Here is a 15,774-nt window from a genome sequence, read left to right on the forward strand (position 1 = left end):
GCCCTGTTCTTTTCTTAATGTGGAGATAGTGATGATCGCCTTTGATACGCATGGAAATCTTTCGATTGCCAGCCCTCTTTACCAGTTTGTAAATAACATGCTGACCGAACAGGGATTGATAACGCCTGACAACTTCTGGGCTGGCTTTGACAAGGCCGTGCATGAGCTGGCACCACGTAATCGGGCATTGCTAGCCACGCGCGCATCAATTCAGGCCAAAATTGACGACTGGCATAATGCCCATGCTGGCAGTGCCATTGATGCCACAGCTTACGAGGCCTTTTTGCGCGACATTGGCTATCTTGTTCCCGAAGTCGCCGATTTTCAGGTTGAAACCGATAATGTTGATGCCGAAATCGCATCTATCGCTGGGCCACAATTGGTTGTGCCAATCACCAATGCGCGTTATGCGTTGAACGCGGCAAATGCCCGCTGGGGTAGCCTTTATGACGCGCTTTATGGCACCGATGTGATTCCACATGATGCTGCTGATGGCGCAACAAAAGGCTATAATCCTGCCCGCGGTGCAAAGGTAATCGCCTATGTGCGCAAGGTACTTGATGATGTCGTGCCATTGGCAAGCGGATCATGGTCTGACATCACCCATCTAACGATCACTGACGGCACGCTTGCCTTAACGCTGGCGTCGGGGGCAACAACGCATCTTGTCAATGCGGCCAGCTTTACTGGCTATATGGGTGATGCGGCAACACCGACATCGGTCATTGTCTGTAACAACGGTCTGCATTTCCAGATCATGATTGATGCCGATGGTGTCATTGGCACTGATGATCCCGCATCAATCAATGATGTTCGCGGCGAGTCAGCCTTATCGACAATTATGGATTGTGAAGATTCCATCGCCGCTGTCGATGCCGACGATAAAGTCGTTGCCTATAGCAACTGGTACGGCCTGATGAATGGCAGCCTTGAAGATACCTTTGAAAAGGGCGGTAAAAGCATCGTCCGCAAACTGAATAATGACACCGATTATGTCACCGCCAATGGCGAAAACGCCAGCTTGCGCGGACGCGCATTGATGCTGGTGCGCAATGTCGGTCATCTGATGACCAATCCGGCCATCCTATTGTCTGACGGCAGTGAAATTCCCGAAGGCATCATGGACGCCTTTATCACTGTTGCCGCCGCCATGTCTGACCTACAGGCACGGCGCAATTCGGTTGCGGGATCGGTTTATATCGTAAAGCCGAAAATGCATGGCCCCGAAGAAGTCGCCTTTGCCAATGATATTTTTGCTGCGGTTGAATCGGTGCTGGGGCTTCCTGCCTGCACCATCAAAATGGGCATCATGGACGAAGAACGCCGGACAACGGTCAATCTAAAGGCCTGTATCCATGCCGCTAGAAATCGGGTTGTCTTTATCAATACTGGTTTCCTAGACCGCACCGGTGACGAGATACACACCTCGATGAATGCCGGACCGATGATCCGCAAAAGTGACATGAAAGCGGCACCATGGATCGCCGCTTATGAAAACTGGAATGTCGATATCGGTCTTGCCTGCGGCTTAGGTGGACGTGGCCAGATTGGCAAAGGCATGTGGGCAATGCCTGACATGATGGCCGCCATGATGGAACAGAAAATCGGTCATCCGATGGCGGGGGCAAATTGTGCATGGGTACCATCACCAACCGCCGCCACCTTGCATGCACTACATTATCATCAGGTTAATGTCGCCGAACAGCAAGCCCAGCTGGTAAATCGTGAACCTGCCAAACGCGCCGATATTCTGTCGATCCCGATCAGCACAAGACCAAACTGGTCTGCTGATGATATCCGTCAGGAACTGCGCAATAACGCCCAGGGCATTCTTGGCTATGTTGTGCGCTGGATCGATCAGGGTGTTGGCTGTTCAAAGGTGCCTGACATCCATGATGTTGGGCTGATGGAAGATCGTGCGACCTTGCGCATTTCATCCCAGCATATGAGCAACTGGCTTCATCATGGCATTTGTGACGAAACGCTGGTTATGGAGGTGATGCAGGAAATGGCCGCTATCGTCGATCAGCAGAATGCAGGCGATCCGGCCTATACGCCAATGGCGGGTAATTTTGACACATCGATCGCTTTCAAGGCCGCATGCGATCTGGTGTTTCAGGGGCGCGAACAGCCATCTGGCTATACCGAGCCCGTATTGCATCGCCGACGCCTTGAAAAGAAACATAGCGATCGGACAAATGCTTAATCTCGATCCCTATATTTCAAAAACGCCGGGCTTCCCAAAACAGGGCATCACCTTTTACGATATAAGTCCGGCGCTTGAAGACCCTGTGATCCTAAAGCAAGCCAACGCGGCATTGTGCGAACTTGCCGCCCCGATGCAGCCTGATCTTATCGCGGGCATTGATGCGCGTGGTTTTTTGTTTTCCGTGCCGATTGCCACGCATCTTGATTGTGGTGTCCTCATGATCCGCAAAGCGAGGAAATTACCTGGCGCGCTATATCAAAGCACCTATGCGCTTGAATATGACAATGCCACTTTGGCGCTTCAGCATGATCGTAATGTCGCGGGTAAAAACATTGTCCTTTGCGACGATCTGCTCGCCACTGGTGGCACTTTATCGGCGGCGGCAAAGCTGGTCGATATGGCAGGTGGACATGTGACAGGCGCAGTATGTTTGATCGAACTGACGGGTCTGAAGGCACGTGAAACGCTTGCCTTTCCCGTCGCATCACTTCAGACCTATGAATTCTAGCCTGTGGTCAATTATCAAGCAGTCTAGCTTTCGTTCGTAACGCTGTCTTGTTCGTTTGACGCACGAATATCATCACGGAACCGGTCGATCAAAACGGGCTTGCCGTCACGCTCAACATGCCAGAAAATCCAGCCATTACACGAGGGCAATGATTGCAGTTGCGCCCCAAGCGAATGGATTGATCCGCTTTCCTTACTATCTGTAATCAGCGATCCATCAGCGCGTACCTGAGCAGAAAAACGCTTTTTTGAATCAAATAGCCGATCCCCGGGCTGTAACATGCCGCGTTCAATCAGCGTGCCGAACGGTATCTTTGGCAAAGCCCGCTTTTGTTCACTGGCCAGCAGATCAAGCGACGCAATTGGCGTGACCTTATCAATCCGCTCACGCGCCAGCTTGACATAGGCCGCATCCTGTTCAATGCCAATGAAATTCCGTTTCAGGCGGCGCGCCACCGCACCTGTCGTGCCGGTGCCAAAAAACGGGTCAAGAATCACATCATCACGTTTGCTCGAAGCCAGAATGACCCGCGCCAGCAGTGACTCGGGCTTTTGTGTTGGATGCGCGCGTTTGCCATTTTCTTTCAAGCGCTCATGCCCTGTACATAGAGGCAATTCCCAGTCAGACCGCATCTGCACATCACCATTCAACGCTTTCATCGCTTCGTAATTGAATGTGTGTTTTGCCTTTTGCGATTTCGCAGCCCAGATCATCGTTTCATGCGCATTGGTAAAACGCCGACCGCGGAAATGCGGCATCGGGTTGGTCTTGCGCCAGATCACGTCATTCAGCACCCAGAAACCAAGATCCTGCATAATCTTGCCAACACGGAAAATATTATGATAGCTGCCAATCACCCAGATAGAGCCATTTGGCTTCAGCACGCGATGCACTTCGCGCATCCATGCTAGGGTAAATTCGTCATAGGCGGCAAAGGAATCAAACTGATCCCACGCATCATCAACCGAAGCTACCGAAGATTGATCCGGGCGCACCAGCAGATCCGAAAGCTGTAGATTGTAAGGCGGGTCAGCGAATACCAGATCAACCGAATTTTTAGCGAGGGTTTTCAGCGTTTCAACGCAATCACCCTGAAGTACGATATTCTTGTCCACCCTAACCGTCCTTTACTAACCATCTCTGGCCTAATCGCTTGCCTAATCGCTTGCCTAATCGCTTGCCTAATCGCTTGCCTATATCTTTGGCCAAAGCCTTGGCCACATGCCAACTTATCTGCATTATTCGCGCCATTTCGGCTTGTTATGAAGTCTAAAAGAATCATAGAATCAATATAAGTCAACAGCTTAAGAAAGTTTCTTAAAGTCATAACTATATATTGTGGCTTATCCGCACGAAGACCTTGTATCTAGTGGTGCGATGCAGGCCAAAAAACAGCCAGAATGATGCTTTGGCGAAACCGTGCGGCTGTGTCGCGTCTATTTCACCCTAAAAAACAGGGCTAAAACACAGCCTTCAGCCCGATTGCGCATCCAGAATACGTTGGATCGGCTTATAGCTTTTCCGGTGATGCGGCGTCACCCCCAGCGCGGCTAGCCCTTCTTGATGCGCCTTGGTGCCATAGCCCATATTTGACGCCCAGCCATAGCCTGGATAGGCCGCATCAAGTTCGATCATGATGCTATCGCGCGTTTGCTTGGCGATGATCGACGCTGCCGCAATCGATAATGATAACCCATCGCCGCCAATCACCGCTTCGCCTGTTATCGTGCTTGTACGAGCAGACACCACCGGTACAGGCGGCATGATCGATCCATCCACCAGCATATGAAGCGGCGCATTATGCCCTACCTGTGCAAGCTGACCAGCTACATCCTCTGCACAATCATGCATTGCTTGTAATGTGACTTGCAGAATGTTTCCTGCATCGATCACCGCAGGCGGCACCGATATGACACTATATATATGTGTGCTTGTGGTCAGCGCGCTATAAAGCGCCGCACGTGTCGCGGGCTTTAGCTTTTTGGAATCATCAAGCGTCGCGGGTAGCTTGTCATAACATGCGGGATCAAGCCAGATCGCCGCCACCGTCACAGGGCCTGCCCAGGGGCCACGTCCCGCTTCGTCAATACCGATCACCAGCCCTTCACATGCATGCTCACGCGATAAATCTGGGCGCGACAAATCTTGACGTGACAAATCTGGGCGCGATAATTTCGGCATTATACCCGCCGTTGATCGGCCGATTCACGTAAACGTGGCATGATCTCGACAAAGTTACATGGCTTATGCCTTATATCGAGTTGATAGCGCAAAATCTCATCCCAGCCATCGCGGCACGCTGATGACGACCCTGGCAAGGCAAATAGATAGGTGCCTTTGGCCACACCACCAACCGCACGCGACTGGATCGTTGAGGTGCCAATCTTGTCAAACGAGACCAGTCGGAAAATTTCGCCAAAGCCTTCGATTTCCTTGTCAAAAACCGCACGAAACGCTTCTGGCGTGCCATCGCGTCCGGTCAGTCCGGTACCGCCAGTTGAAATCACCACATCAATCTCTGGCATGTCGATCCATGCGGAAAGCTGGCCGGTGATCGCCGTGAAATCATCGGTCACAAGCGCTCTATCTGCCAGATTATGGCCATCGCCTTGCACCCGCGCGGCCAGCAGATCGCCTGATTTATCATCAGCCATCGTGCGCGAATCCGAAACTGTCAGAACTGCAATATTGACCGCCACAAACGACACCGATTCATCGATACGCTTCTCATGTCCGGTCATCTATCTAGCCTCTTTCATCATTTCGGGGCATCCCTATCAATCTATTATCTAATTTCAATCCACCACCTAATTTGTCGCGGCAAAGGGAACATAGGTACCCTTTTCACCAATGGCCAGTGACAATAATGCGGGGGCATCTTCGCCAAAGCGCGCACGATAGATCGCCAGATTCGAAACAACATTTTTCACATAATACCGTGTTTCGCGAGCTGGCATCGATTCAACAAGCAGAAACACATCATCCTGATGATTAACTTGACGAAGCCATTTATTCAGATTGCCCGGGCCGCCATTATAGGCCGCCAGCAAACGCACCAGCGAATTATCAATGATCTGTTCATCCAGAAGATGCCGGATATATTTCTGCCCCAATGCCAGATTAACTTTTGGGAGTAAAAGCTCACTGCGTTTGCGATCACGATAGCCTCTGTCACGCCCAATAAATGCCGCCGTTCGTGGCATAAGCTGCATCAGGCCCGATGCCTTGGCACTACTTTTGGCGCGCGGGTTAAAGCCTGATTCTTGGCGCGATACCGCCCAGACCAGCGCTTCATCAACGGTAAAGTCAATATCGGCAAACTCAGGATGCGGGTACAACGCCCCATACCAGCTTTTGCCGCCATTTTTGCGGATGATTTCACCAACACGAAAAGACAGGCCAGGCATATTATGCAAAGCTGCTAACCGCATCACACTTGGTTTGAACTGATCGGGCATATCCATCCATAAATAGCGCAATTCACGCGCCGCATCATGAGGCCGGCCTATTTGCAGTAACGCCAGCACCCGCTGGCCGCCAAGCTGATTTGTCAGCCATGCCATAAAATCCGGATGCTCTGGGGGCAGATCAAAGGAAATATCCATGCTTTGGCCAAGCGCATTACGCGCAATCACGCCATAGAAACTATCCAGTTCACGCGCGGCAATTTCCAGATATTTTGTCGCATTCTGGTATCGGCCATGCCGCATATCGACCCGATGCGCCCAGAACGCGGCGCTACTACGAAGCCCGGGTGACACTTTGTCAAAACCGGCAAGGGTGCGGAAAAACAAACCGGCATCTTCATAATGGCCACTGCGCCATGAGGCCAAACCTGCCGCCCAATAGGCCATAGTCGCACTTTCGCGGCCAACGCCAATCGCATAGCGCGCTTGCCGGATCGCTTTGTCATCATAGCCGAAAATGAAATAGGCATGCGCCACTTCCCCACGAAGCTGGGCTTCTTCCTGTTTGGTCAAATAGCGTTTATTGGCTTTGCTACTCAGGATTTCAACAGCGCCTGTAGGCCACCCTTTACGGATTGACCGCCGCACTTTACGCGCGATATTGCGGGTTGTTGAAATCGATGCCCGCGCCTTTGTGCTCATCGGAATTGTCGGACGATAGCCATAGCTTCCAGCCTGACCATAGCCATTCAGATAACCTGATTTTGGCTTGGTCGGTGCTTTTTGCGCATTGCCCTTGCGGCGCTTGGCAAGCCAGTAAATGCGGCTGGCATCGGGGTGGTCATTATATTGCCTGAGCCAGCTTGCCAGCTCGCTATAGGTCGAGCGCCATGCTGTCGGATGCAGATAGCGTTGCGACAATAGATGCCCCATCAACATGGGATCACGAAGCCGTCCCATTTCGCGCGTTGCCTGCTTCATTTTGCCAGCTTGCTGCAAAGCGAACAGACGCTCATAAAGCACAGCATCAAAATCGGATAGCGGTGTTGGTAATGGCGCGGGCAACGGTGCCGCATTTACGCTTTGCCCACTCATCACCGTCAGCACAGCCAGCATAACAAGGCATCTCCTGAAAAAGCACCAGCTAACATAATTCAGGGCGTTTAATCGGCAAAAGACAGAGGTTTTGAAAAAGGCGTTCATAAAATCATATACCTGTTTAATCGCTATTATGTGATGATGATAATCGGGCATTAACCGACAGCATATCGGCAAAAGAAAGGCGTTTTTGTGCTGGTGACCGTAGCAAATAGGCTGGATGCAGGCTGGCCAGCGTAGGCCGGTTGATCGCATCACCAAAATCAATATCCTGCCAACGGCCACGTAATTTCAGAATGCCGTCCTTTGTATCAAGCACGGCCTTTGCCGCCGACCCTCCCAGTATCAGAACATAGTCGGGATTGGCAAGCTGAACATGCCGCCGCAGCCACGGCAACATCATCACGGTTTCTTCCGTAGTTGGTGTCCGGTTGCCAGGTGGCCGCCATGGCAGAAGATTGGCTATATAGACATGCGACCGGTTGAGCCCGATCGACGCCAGCATTTTATCAAGTAGCTGTCCTGACGCACCAACAAAGGGCAGGCCAATCATATCCTCGTCACGCCCGGGGGCTTCGCCGATAATCATCAGCCGTGCGCCTGGATTGCCATCGGCAAAGACCAGGTTACTAGCTGTCTGTTTCAGCGCACATCCTTCAAATGCCAGCAAAGCCGCTTTCAATGCGGCCAATGACGTGATCGATGCCAAATCTGGCGCGTCTGGCGTTGATGCTTGTGGCGGCACCACATCTGATATTTTTGCGGCGCTTATTTTTGCGGCACTTATTTTTGCGGCACTGGGCGCGGATACGATGCTGGCTGGTGCACGGTCATGCGCGCTGGCACCTCCTGATGCCCCCGATGATGCACCTGATGATGCTGGCAATGATGCTGTCTCTGGCACCGACGATCGTGATGGCAGATATTTGTCTAACTTGACCTTTGGCATGGCCAGCGCATCCACACCCAGAAACGCCTCATCGGCGCCCATTTCGGCCTGCCATGCAAGCTGGGTCATAAGCTGTTGAATTGTCGTCGCCGACTGGTTCGACATGAAAAGCCCCTCGACATATGGCCATTAACAAATGATATGCGTCGCATTTTGGCCGAAAATTGACCGAAAATTGCTTGTTTCGGACGCTATAAACTGACCATTATCATTCTCGCACTTGTTGCGCTTGTTAGCAATCCGCCAGTTATCATTCCTGATCGGCGTTTTCTTGATATGCGTTGCAGAATAACGGACTTAATTTTGCTAGGCTATAAATGTAATTTGGTTTTGACGTAATCTTGGGTATCCCTAACAATGCTTCACGGCACCTTACAGGGTAATAATACAGGATCGGCACTAAGCCATATAGAGATAATTTACCGCCAACGGCCGCTTGGCTGGTGAAAGGATATGAGACTATGGAACGCGAAACTATGGAATTTGATGTTGTTATTGTTGGTGGTGGCCCCTCTGGCTTGTCCGCGGCAATTCGCCTTAAACAGCTTGCCAGTGATGCTGGCCGCGATCTTGATGTATGTCTGATCGAAAAAGGCAGCGAAGTAGGTGCGCATATCCTGTCAGGTGCGGTACTTGAACCACGCGCATTAAACGAACTGATTCCTGACTGGAAAGACAAGAACGCGCCGCTTGATACGCCTGTCACTTCAGATAAATTCATGTTTCTGACCGAAACCAAATCATTCCGCATGCCCACCCCGCCCAGCATGAACAATCATGGCAATTATATCATCTCACTTGGCAATTTCTGTCGCTGGCTAGGCGAACAGGCCGAAGCGCTTGGCGTCGAAATCTATCCAGGCTTTCCTGCCGCCGAAATTCTCTATGATGATAACGGCGCGGTACGCGGCATCGCGACAGGCGATATGGGCATTGGCAAAGATGGCGAACCAACCGACAATTATATGCGCGGCATGGAGCTTGTTGGCAAACAGACCATTTTTGCCGAAGGTTGTCGGGGGCATCTGACCAAAAACCTGTTTGAAACATTCGATCTACGCGAAGGTAAGGATCCGCAAACCTATGCTATCGGCATCAAGGAATTATGGGACATCGATCCTGCCAAAGCCAAGCCCGGTCTGGCTTGGCATTCGATTGGCTGGCCGCTGGCAACCGATACCTATGGGGGGTCTTTCCTCTATCATCTAAATGGCAATCAGGTGGCTGTTGGCTATGTTGTTGGGCTTGATTATTCAAATCCGCATTTATCACCTTTTGAAGAATTTCAGCGTTTCAAAACACATCCTGCCGTGCGCGATGTTTTTGAAGGTGGACGCCGCGTATCCTATGGTGCGCGCGCCTTGAACGAAGGTGGCTTTCAATCGGTGCCAAAACTGACTTTCCCGGGCGGCTGTCTGGTTGGCTGTACGGCTGGATTTTTGAATGTGCCAAAAATCAAGGGTACTCATACCGCCATGAAGTCGGGCATGGTTGCCGCCGAAGCTATTTTTGAATCCCTCACCACCATGACATCAGAGACTGCAGGTCATGAACCCGTCAGCTATGCTAACAAGCTCACCTCGTCATGGCTGTGGAAAGAACTGCATAAAGTGCGCAATATCCGCCCTGGCTTTGCCAAGGGTCTATGGCTTGGTCTGGCACATGCCGCGCTTGATACCTATCTGCTGTTTGGTAAGGCACCGTGGACATTGCGCCATCATGCCGATCATACACAACTCCGTAAGGCCGCCGACGCGCCCAAGATCGATTATCCAAAACCTGACGGCATTATCAGCTTTGATCGCAATTCATCGGTATTTTTGTCAGGTACAAATCATGAAGAAAACCAGCCCGCGCATCTAACACTCAAAGATGCGACAATCCCGATCACACATAACCTTGCTTTATATGACGCGCCTGAACAACGTTATTGTCCGGCGGGCGTTTATGAGATCGTCCGTGATGATAATGGCAATGATCCCCGTTTGCAGATCAACGCGCAAAATTGTGTGCATTGCAAAACATGTGATATTAAAGACCCATCACAAAATATTGTCTGGGTAACGCCAGAAGGTGGCGGTGGACCTAATTATCCGAATATGTAGGCCACATTTATATTAAGCCGGATATATAGGCAGCTAAAATATGGGTAGGGTCTTTGGGTTGATATGGTTAGGTTTGGATAAGCCCATTATGGAACACATGCCCCCGTTAGGGAACATATGCGCACGCTAAGACATAATAAGACGCAAAAGACTCATGTGCCAAATCCGCCTTTAGTTGCGCGCTTGCTGACAACCGGATCGGCATTGGCACTAGTCGCTGTCATGGCGTCTGGATGCGGCGGGTCTGCATCAAAGCCAATTATCGCCCAGACCATAGATAATAACGCACATATATCTAATGCGCGGACAGGCGAACCTTATAATCCATACTCACCTGCCGCGCATTATCTGGCCGCGCGTCAGGCTCTATATATGAATGCGATTGAAGATTCAGCGCATTTCTATATGCGCACGCTTGAGGCCGAACCTGACAATATCGAGTTTCTACAACGCAATTTCATATCACAATATTATCTTGGGCATGTCGAAGAAGCGGCCAGCATTGGCCGCCAGCTTGAAAGCCTGAATATAATGACGCCCCTAAGCTACGAACCTAGTATTGCCATGGCAATCCGGGATGCTGATTGGGATGCGGTTATGGTGTTGGCTGACAATATTGCCGAAAACATCCCGTCGCGCCAGTTTGCTGGCATTATCAAGGCTTGGGCCATGATCGCCACAGGTCGTGGTGACGCGGGCATCACCCATCTTACCGATAGTGCCATGTCGCTTGTCGATGCCGAAGATGGCTTGCCTTTCTATCATCAGCTTCACCATGCCTTGATGTTTGAAGCGCTTGGCAATAAAGACGACGCCTTGCTAAAGGCGCAATTATTGATTGATGATCGGATACCGTCATCGGCAATAATGCTTGATCTTGCCAGTCTGCTTTATCGTTTGGGGGCGGATGATCTGGCCGATACCATGCTCGATCAAAAACTACCCCGTGCTTTCGACCTGCAAACAACACGCAAAATTCTGGCCGCACAGGCACACCAGCCGCCAACGATCATCCAGAATATTGCCAACGGTGTTGTCCAGACAGCCAGCAATGGCGGCGAAGGACAGCCGCAGACAATCGGCGCGCGCTTGCGCTTTGCCATCTATATTGCCCCGGGGCTTGATTCGGCACGCTTTTCACTGGCACAAACCCTTAACATACTGGCGCTGAAAACATCGGCAATGACCGTGCTTGCTGACATCGACCCCACGGGCTTATGGGCACAGCCTGCCATGCTTATGAAGCTGGATATGCTGGTTGCAGAAAACGACTTTGAAACCGCTTTATCGATAATCCAGTCCTATCTTGCCGATCATCCCAAAAACGGCTTTCTACACAAGGAACATGGCGACATCCTGCGACGTAACAGCAATTATGCCGCCAGTCGTGATGCTTATCTTCAAGCCGAAAAATATGGCTTTGCATCGGCGACGCTTGATCGCAACCTTGCCATCACCTACGAACAGCTTGGTAGCGATGATAAGGCTGAAGAGCGTTTCCTAGCCGCGTTGACGGTAAGTCCGGATGATGCTTTCACGCTCAATTATCTTGGCTATTGGTGGGCAGATGAGGGGCGCAATCTGGATGAAGCGATCAAACTGATCGAAAAAGCTGTCGAGCTACGCCCCGAAAGCGGCTATTTCGTCGATTCACTTGGCTGGGTACATTACAAGCTCGGTAATTATCCTGTCGCTGTCGAACTGCTTGAAAAAGCCACAACGCTTGAACCTGCTGATCCGGTGATTTTCGATCATCTGGGCGACGCCTATTGGCGACTGAATCGTTATGCCGAAGCCCGCCATATGTGGACCTTTGCCATCGACCAAAGCAACGATCAGGAATTAACCGACACAATGCGCAAGAAATTGTCCAACGGACTAAAGCCATAAGCACAGACTTCTGTCTGTTCAGACATACCAGTTCGATATAGCCCCTTTTCCTTTGATCGACACGGACATGACATGACCGCAACAACCATCACCGAAATGGCACCTGCCAAAGTCAATTTATATCTGCGCATCTGTGGGCGCCGTGACGATGGCTATCATCTGCTTGATTCGGCTGTCATCTTCACCGCTTTTGGCGACCAGATCAGCCTGACACCTGCCACCACCGACAGCCTGACCATAACGGGTGCCTTTGCCTCTACTCTTAACGATGAACATGCTGTTGATTCTGATGCGTCAAACAGCAACCCCACCCCAAATCTACCCACCCAAAATTTATGTATGCGGGCATTGACAGCTTTTCGGGACGCGGGCGGCAATATCGCCCCTATCGCGATCACACTTGATAAGCAGATTCCGGTTGGCGCGGGTCTTGGCGGCGGTTCTGCTGACGCGGCGGCGATGCTCCGCGCACTTAACGCCTATGCCGATAAGCCTGTCACAGCCACAACACTTGAAGCCATCGCTGCCCGCCTTGGCGCTGATGTGCCTGCCTGTTTGCGCGCCCATACATTACGCATGACAGGCATAGGCGACCAGATCACCGCGCTCACGCTTGCTGATGACAAAATATCTGATGCTGATAATGCGGCGGCTATGCCTGTTTCTATTTTATTGGCTAACCCGCTAATCCCGCTGGCCACCAAAGATGTCTTCACGCACTTAGATAATAATGGGCACGGTTCTGCTGGCGACATAAGCCAGCTTGCGGCACCCGCATTGGCCCGCATTGGCAATGATCTGGCTGATACCGCCATTAGGCTGGTACCTGAAATAGCGTCGCTTCTGCGCTTATTACAACAACAGCGCGGCTGTCAGATCGCCGCCATGTCAGGAAGCGGTGCTAGCTGTTTTGCCTTGTTTGATACAGCCACAGCTTGCCATCATGCCGAAGCAATCCTTCGCAAATCGGGAATCTGGGCCAAAGCCACGCATATCATCTGACGTGATTACCAGATGTGATTTCCAGATGTGATTTCCAGATGTGATTTCCAGATGTGATTATCGGCTTTGCTGGCATTTTGCATGGCCTGTCATTGACCCTTTGTATTAAATAGACCTAATTTAGTATTTGTTTCATGTGATCTGGTTTTATTATGTCTATACGAGCAAAATATGCTGCCTTGGATCGGCAGTGCAGGGATTTTCACCAGACCCATTTCACCCCGTCATGGCTACACCCTGATAAAACCCGTCTTTATATCTGGCTTGGCTTGATAATGGCTATTATCGCGATCGCCGCGAACGGGCATATGCGCAGTTGGCAGTTTGACAGGTGGCAGGCCGATCCCGACATCTATTTCATCGATGACATGCCTTCGGTTTCAACTGCTGATGCTGGGTTTTTTCTGGCCACTGCCAAAGCCATCAAAACCGAAAACAGCAGTGATGCTTTTCACCAAAAACGTTTGTTCCCGAATAATCTTGACCGCCAGGACAATCCAGATAACCGTCTGACCAAAGAACAGCTTCTATCGGTTATGATTGCCTATTTGGCACCAGATGCGTCAAACAAGGCGTTGCTTGAGTCCGCCCATGCCATGCTGCCCATAACAGCGATGATTACGGCAGTGGCGATCATCTGTTTATTTGGCAGTGCTGGTTTCTGGTGGGAGGGGTCAATAGCGGCACTGGGGGGCGGGCTGTCCTTTAGCTATCTATCACGAAGCGCGGTCGGGCGCATCGATACCGATCAGCTCAATCTGGCTTTCTTTTATGGCGTCACCGCTTTGGTATTGCTGGCAGCGCGGATCAAAAGCTGGCGTGCGGCGATTCTGGCCAGCATCCTTGCTGGCAGTATGAACTGGCTGTTCAGCTGGTGGTATTCAAAGGATATTTTTAGCTGGTTTTTTCTAGGCGTGCTTGTCTGGACTGGCCTGATGACGCATCGCGATCTCAAACGCACCTTGGCGCAGGCGATAATTTTCATTCTGCTATCAGGCACCTTCGTGCGCACAGGCGGCGTTGCGATAGATATGTTCACCAACCTCAATCTGGAATTTGGCACGCTGGTTTTTCCCAATGCTTTTCAGACCATCACCGAGTTACAGGTGATTCCCTTTACCGATCTGTTACGCAGCATCACCCATTATCCGGCAATAGGTATTTTTGGCATCATTAGCTTGCTAATCTGGGTCATCTTCAATCCGGTCATTGGTATGGCCATGTTGCCAATTCTGGGGCTGGGCATGCTCAATTTCATTTTTGGCAATCGGGTAGTATTTTTTGCCGCGCCGATTGTCTGGTTTGGCGTTGCCTGGGGACTTTTTGCCCTGATTCGCTATCTGACAAGCTGGTTCACCCGCAAATATCATACCCGCAAATATCAAACCGACAGTCATCATGCCCGCAAATATCAAACCGGTAGCCACCACGCGCCTATGCCAGCCTTTATGGCGCGCAGTTCCGCAATGGTTATGCCGATCACCGCGCTGATCCTTACGGCTTTGGTCTATCTGAATGCCTATAACCCTCTCACCAATCCCTATCTGCCCATACCATCATTCAGCCGCGACGTGCTGACTGGCTTTGCCCATCTGAACAGCCACATAGCATCACGCCCAAACCCAAAACCGGCAGTCATCGCCAGCTGGTGGGATTATGGCTATATAGCCACCTTCCTCAGCGATATGAATAGCCTGCATGATGGCGGTGCCCAAGTAACACCTATCACGCATTTTGTGGCGCGCGCCTTAACCGCCAACAGCCAGGCCGAGACCGCCGCCATTCTGACCTTTCTTGCCGAAGATGGTCTGGATGGTCTGCGTTCAAAAAGCGAAACAGCTGGCGCATTGGATGCCCATTTCGCATCCTTCTCCGGGGCAAGCAAGGCTGACATTTATCTGGTTTTGACGCATCAGATGGTGCCATGGATGCAGGCGATCAGCCAGCTTGGCATGTGGGATGCCACCCGTGGCAAACCGATCAATATACGCCCGGGCGACAATCGTCTCGAATATCAAACCATTCGCTGTAACGACAATAGCGCACCGCCACATCTGATCTGTGCTGGTCGTCGGTTTGATCTGACCAGAGGCACGATTGACCAAAACCCGCTTATGAGCCGCATGGTCGAAACCCGCAAAGGCAAAATCATTGCACAACGGCAATATAAACGCTCACAGGGGCTGGTGATGCAGGCGCATGATCTTGGTGATGCCACGATTCAAACGCACATCATGCATCCGCGTCTTTATCAAAGTAGCTTTAACCAGCTTTTTTATCTGGGGGCAGAAAACCCGCTCTATTTCACCCTCATCGACGATAGGTTTCCCTTTTACCGCATTTATAAGGTAAAAAATTGATAGGTTACCGCATTTATAAGGTAAAAAATTAATGAGTTACATCATTTATAAGCTATCAAATCAGCACGTAACCGCATTTACAAAGTAAAGAATTAGCAAAGATATGAAATAACAGGCTTGATTGCGGCAAAGTTGCTCGTTAGATTGCCGAACGTTTGTTGTTGGGGCGTGGCCAAGTGGTAAGGCATCGGTTTTTGGTATCGTGTACCGTAGGTTCGAATCCTACCGCCCCAGCCAAACCTTTTT

General features: G+C 51.0%; 11 protein-coding genes and 1 tRNA gene. 7 read left to right on the forward strand and 5 right to left on the reverse strand.

What is annotated here, in order from left to right; genetic code table 11:
- Positions 1–31 precede the first annotated feature (31 nt).
- Together ABNT28_RS05845 and ABNT28_RS05850 are read left to right on the forward strand one after the other, a co-directional pair.
- Positions 32–2,206 carry a malate synthase G gene (locus ABNT28_RS05845; RefSeq protein ID WP_348721169.1) on the forward strand — a complete coding sequence of 725 codons (2,175 nt, stop codon included), beginning with the start codon at positions 32–34 and terminating at the stop codon, positions 2,204–2,206.
- Positions 2,199–2,717 (forward strand): adenine phosphoribosyltransferase, encoded by a 519-nt coding sequence (locus ABNT28_RS05850; RefSeq protein WP_348721170.1) that lies wholly within the window; start codon positions 2,199–2,201, stop codon positions 2,715–2,717. The genes ABNT28_RS05845 and ABNT28_RS05850 overlap by 8 nt, the downstream gene beginning before the upstream one ends.
- 23 nt (positions 2,718–2,740) lie before the next feature.
- Here the strand turns inward: ABNT28_RS05850 and ABNT28_RS05855 are convergent, their stop codons facing one another.
- The 5 genes from ABNT28_RS05855 to ABNT28_RS05875 all read right to left on the reverse strand — a co-directional run bounded on the left by ABNT28_RS05855 (position 2,741) and on the right by ABNT28_RS05875 (position 8,276).
- Complete coding sequence (locus ABNT28_RS05855) at positions 2,741–3,832, reverse strand: DNA methyltransferase (protein ID WP_332924455.1); 1,092 nt, start codon at positions 3,830–3,832, stop codon at positions 2,741–2,743.
- A gap of 358 nt (positions 3,833–4,190) precedes the next feature.
- Positions 4,191–4,898 carry a ribonuclease HII gene (locus tag ABNT28_RS05860; RefSeq protein ID WP_348721171.1) on the reverse strand — a complete coding sequence of 236 codons (708 nt, stop codon included), beginning with the start codon at positions 4,896–4,898 and terminating at the stop codon, positions 4,191–4,193.
- Complete coding sequence (moaB, locus tag ABNT28_RS05865) at positions 4,898–5,458, reverse strand: molybdenum cofactor biosynthesis protein B (RefSeq protein WP_348721172.1); 561 nt, start codon at positions 5,456–5,458, stop codon at positions 4,898–4,900. Before moaB ends, ABNT28_RS05860 begins: the two co-directional genes overlap by 1 nt.
- Before the next feature lie 66 nt (positions 5,459–5,524).
- Complete coding sequence (locus tag ABNT28_RS05870) at positions 5,525–7,240, reverse strand: lytic transglycosylase domain-containing protein (RefSeq protein ID WP_348721173.1); 1,716 nt, start codon at positions 7,238–7,240, stop codon at positions 5,525–5,527.
- 103 nt (positions 7,241–7,343) lie between these two features.
- The gene (locus tag ABNT28_RS05875) at positions 7,344–8,276 is read right to left on the reverse strand and encodes a uracil-DNA glycosylase (protein WP_332925052.1); all 933 of its coding nucleotides are present in this window, start codon (positions 8,274–8,276) and stop codon (positions 7,344–7,346) included.
- Positions 8,277–8,614: 338 nt separating this feature from the next.
- Between ABNT28_RS05875 and ABNT28_RS05880 the strand changes: the two genes are divergently transcribed.
- The 5 genes from ABNT28_RS05880 to ABNT28_RS05900 all read left to right on the forward strand — a co-directional run bounded on the left by ABNT28_RS05880 (position 8,615) and on the right by ABNT28_RS05900 (position 15,765).
- Entirely contained in the window at positions 8,615–10,276 is a 1,662-nt protein-coding gene (locus ABNT28_RS05880) for an electron transfer flavoprotein-ubiquinone oxidoreductase (RefSeq protein ID WP_348721174.1), read from the forward strand.
- A 117-nt stretch (positions 10,277–10,393) separates the two neighbouring features.
- Positions 10,394–12,166: a tetratricopeptide repeat protein gene (locus ABNT28_RS05885; protein WP_332925050.1), complete on the forward strand. Its 1,773-nt coding sequence runs from the start codon at positions 10,394–10,396 to the stop codon at positions 12,164–12,166.
- A 72-nt stretch (positions 12,167–12,238) separates the two neighbouring features.
- Positions 12,239–13,168 (forward strand): 4-(cytidine 5'-diphospho)-2-C-methyl-D-erythritol kinase, encoded by a 930-nt coding sequence (locus ABNT28_RS05890; RefSeq protein WP_348721175.1) that lies wholly within the window; start codon positions 12,239–12,241, stop codon positions 13,166–13,168.
- A gap of 152 nt (positions 13,169–13,320) precedes the next feature.
- On the forward strand, positions 13,321–15,528 hold the full coding sequence (locus ABNT28_RS05895; RefSeq protein ID WP_348721176.1) for a hypothetical protein: 2,208 nt from the start codon (positions 13,321–13,323) through the stop codon (positions 15,526–15,528).
- Between the two features lie 162 nt (positions 15,529–15,690).
- A tRNA-Gln gene (locus ABNT28_RS05900) sits at positions 15,691–15,765 on the forward strand.
- Positions 15,766–15,774: the final 9 nt, after the last annotated feature.

The sequence above is a fragment of the uncultured Candidatus Puniceispirillum sp. genome, assembly GCF_963979125.1.
Taxonomy (GTDB): domain Bacteria; phylum Pseudomonadota; class Alphaproteobacteria; order Puniceispirillales; family Puniceispirillaceae; genus Puniceispirillum.

Excerpts from the sequence above, each read along its gene's own strand:
- ABNT28_RS05845 (WP_348721169.1), top strand. The coding sequence starts at position 32 with ATGATCGCCTTTGATACGCATGGAAATCTTTCGATTGCCAGCCCTCTT.
- ABNT28_RS05850 (WP_348721170.1), top strand. The coding sequence starts at position 2,199 with ATGCTTAATCTCGATCCCTATATTTCAAAAACGCCGGGCTTCCCAAAA.
- ABNT28_RS05860 (WP_348721171.1), bottom strand. The coding sequence starts at position 4,898 with ATGCCGAAATTATCGCGCCCAGATTTGTCACGTCAAGATTTGTCGCGC.
- moaB (WP_348721172.1), bottom strand. The coding sequence starts at position 5,458 with ATGACCGGACATGAGAAGCGTATCGATGAATCGGTGTCGTTTGTGGCG.
- ABNT28_RS05870 (WP_348721173.1), bottom strand. The coding sequence starts at position 7,240 with ATGCTGGCTGTGCTGACGGTGATGAGTGGGCAAAGCGTAAATGCGGCA.
- ABNT28_RS05875 (WP_332925052.1), bottom strand. The coding sequence starts at position 8,276 with ATGTCGAACCAGTCGGCGACGACAATTCAACAGCTTATGACCCAGCTT.
- ABNT28_RS05885 (WP_332925050.1), top strand. The coding sequence starts at position 10,394 with ATGCGCACGCTAAGACATAATAAGACGCAAAAGACTCATGTGCCAAAT.
- ABNT28_RS05890 (WP_348721175.1), top strand. The coding sequence starts at position 12,239 with ATGACCGCAACAACCATCACCGAAATGGCACCTGCCAAAGTCAATTTA.
- ABNT28_RS05895 (WP_348721176.1), top strand. The coding sequence starts at position 13,321 with ATGTCTATACGAGCAAAATATGCTGCCTTGGATCGGCAGTGCAGGGAT.